The organism is Tunicatimonas sp. (genome assembly GCF_049647865.1).
In the GTDB taxonomy this organism is placed as follows: Bacteria; Bacteroidota; Bacteroidia; order Cytophagales; family Cyclobacteriaceae; genus Tunicatimonas.
In genome coordinates, this window is sequence record NZ_JBARYM010000245.1 from 1 (window position 1) to 2,754 (window position 2,754).

Annotated in this window: 3 protein-coding genes and 1 pseudogene; all 4 read left to right on the forward strand. The window is 41.6% G+C overall.

What is annotated here, in order from left to right:
• Positions 1–353: pseudogene (locus WBA23_RS07530) on the forward strand (hypothetical protein); the annotation flags it as partial.
• A 163-nt stretch (positions 354–516) separates the two neighbouring features.
• Positions 517–1,131 (forward strand): RNA polymerase sigma factor, encoded by a 615-nt coding sequence (locus WBA23_RS07535; protein WP_424581661.1) that lies wholly within the window; start codon positions 517–519, stop codon positions 1,129–1,131.
• Between the two features lie 144 nt (positions 1,132–1,275).
• Positions 1,276–2,289 (forward strand): FecR family protein, encoded by a 1,014-nt coding sequence (locus tag WBA23_RS07540; protein WP_424581662.1) that lies wholly within the window; start codon positions 1,276–1,278, stop codon positions 2,287–2,289.
• A 68-nt stretch (positions 2,290–2,357) separates the two neighbouring features.
• A partial coding sequence (locus WBA23_RS07545) for a hypothetical protein (protein ID WP_424581663.1) occupies positions 2,358–2,754 on the forward strand: 397 nt, incomplete at its 3' end.

A 2,754-nucleotide genomic window follows, 5' to 3' on the forward strand; every position in this document is an offset into this window, starting at 1 on the left:
TATTAGTACCCCTAATTGCTAATGAGCAAGTGCTAGGCAGACTAGAAATTGCCTCGTTCACTACCTTCGCCGACCATCAGATTGCTTTTTTAGAAACCGTGGGAGAGGCTATTGCAGCAGAAGTAGCGGTAGTACAAATCAATGCTCATACTGAACAGCTATTAATTCAGTCGCAGCAAGACGCTGAAAATCTGCGGGCGCAAGAAGAAGAGTTACGGCAAAATACGGGGTTCCACGAACTAAAGCCGACAGGCAGGTTCTGGGGTCTTCCGCCTGTTGGTATGCTGGAACAGGTGCGGCAAGGTGATGTGCATTTTGTGGTACGCCCCTTCTACCTAATTATTACTTTTTAGCATCTTTTAGCTATATTTATTAACTTTTTTAATTACAGCAAAACGTATTACCTCAATTAGAGATGTCTGACGCCCTTGTATGAGCTGAGTAGCACCAGTTTATCTATATTATGTAATTGGCTCCTATATTTGAGCTCCGAACACTTTTTCGCTAAAATGAAGTATGACCTTTTCTGGAGGAAAAGTTGAGTTATTAACTGATATGTCTGATTTGCCAGTATTATGGGAAGAACTACGATTGGGCAAGCACGCTTCATTTGAGAAGGTGTACCACCTTACATTTCCTCAGCTATACCAATATGGCTGCAAAATAACGTCGAGTGATTTAGTAGAAGAAGCAATCCAAGAGCTATTCATTACTATTTGGAATAACCGAGATAAAATACCCCAAGTATCGTATCCGGTGGCTTATTTGTTTCGCGCTCTCCGCAATAGATTACTAAACCAAATCAGTGCAAAAAAAACGCATCAAGTAGTGTCGCTAGACCAATTACCAGATTTCAATTACCAGTTGCGTGATGAAACGCAAAAAGACGAGCAATCTTTCGCCCTGCAAGAAGCAATAAATAAACTTTCGTTTCGCCAACGGGAAGTGATCTACCTACTGTACTTTAATGATCTCTCCGCCTCGGAAGTAGCCGAAGCGCTTTCTTTGAAAGTTCGTACGGTTTACAATACAGCACATAGTGCAATGGAAAGTTTACGCGCTCATCTGGACAAAGAATCATTGCTATTTTACCTCATCCCAGTTTCAATACTGTGTCTCTTCGCTATATAAATTTCGTAAAAATGTACTGCATCTATTGTTAATTACTTAGTGTAACTGCCTTTGGTGTGTTGCAAATGTAATTATAGTATTTTTTTCGAGAATTTTTGGTAAAAAAATGGTGTGCCGCTGTCATAGGGGTGAATACACTAATGCATGAAACCTAAACGAGTTACAGTTACTAGTTTAATAGACGACCCTAGCTTTAGGCAGTGGGTTCTTTCCCCTACGTCAACTGATATTACTAAGTGGCAGCGTTGGATGAAAACACATCCTGAATACCACAATCAGGTACAAGAGGCTAAAGAGTTATTGCTCAATATACGTCCAAAGGACAACCCTACTGCCGATCAGGCAGAGATACGGGTCTGGACGAATATCAGAGATGGAATAGCGGAACCGGCTGATGTAGTTGATCATTCTTATCGAGTGGTTAAATTCCCCGTCTGGAAAGTAGCTGCCAGTATAGTTCTGGCACTAGCTAGTTCAGTACTGCTTTATTTATGGCTAGCGTCCCCTTCGTATGTATCGGTATCTACTGCTTACGAAGAAGTGCAGGAATTTATGCTTCCTGATAGTTCTTGGGTGGTTTTGAACGCCAACTCGTCCCTGCGTTACCCAAAATCCTGGGATCCTACCGCTGACCGGCAAGTTTGGCTAGTGGGGGAAGCATTCTTCAAAGTGAAGAAACGTTCTTCGTCAAGTAGCCAGGTACCCATCAAATTTACGGTTCATACCAATCCGCTGGAGGTAGAAGTGTTAGGAACTGAGTTTAGTGTAAACCATCGGCGGCAAGAAACCCAGATCGTACTGAATGAGGGTAAGGTACGGGTTATTGATACTCAACGCGAAGAAGGTATCACGTTGAAACCCGGCGAAATGGTTAACTATACGGGGCAAGCGATGCTGCTATCGCAGGTAGATGCCACTACCAAAACCTCTTGGAAAGAGGAGCTAATAATTTTTAAAGATGAATCGCTCATTGGTATCTTTTCAAGATTAGAAGATACCTACGGCTACTCAATAGAAGTGGTTGATGAAGAGATTTTAGAACGAAGATTTTCTGGGTCGTACCCTCGCGACTCAGTTCAAGTACTTTTTGAAAAACTAGAGAAATTGTATCAACTGACCATAACTAAAAATGAGAAGAAAATTATCATTAGAAAGTGATTCTCAACCCGACACTCTCTGCCTAGAAACAACAAGCTTATCCCTAATGAACATATAACAAATTCACTATGAAAAACTATTTACTATACAATCTTAGTTTGCTATTGGTACTAACCGCTTTGGTACCTTTGCAAGCACAACAAATTGCGGAGGTGTACGGCGAAGCGTCAGCCTCGCTTTACCAAGATCAACACTATACCCTTCAGGAGATATTAACCCAGTTGGAAGATCAGTATGACATCATATTTGACTACGACACTCAGGTAGTAAATGAGAAGAAAGTAAAACAAGGGGTAGTAGACGAGTGGGCTAAAAAGCAGAATCTGGAAGAACAGCTACAGGATTTATTAGGCCCCTTGCATCTTACTTACGAAAAGTACTCCGACAACTCTTTTCTTATCCGCTCTCCTGTAAAACAGGTTGAGACTATTCCACTAGAGAACAGGAAGTTGCAGGAAGGTACCT

Coding starts and splice junctions, on each gene's coding strand:
- WBA23_RS07535 (WP_424581661.1), top strand. CDS start 517: ATGACCTTTTCTGGAGGAAAAGTTGAGTTATTAACTGATATGTCTGAT.
- WBA23_RS07540 (WP_424581662.1), top strand. CDS start 1,276: ATGAAACCTAAACGAGTTACAGTTACTAGTTTAATAGACGACCCTAGC.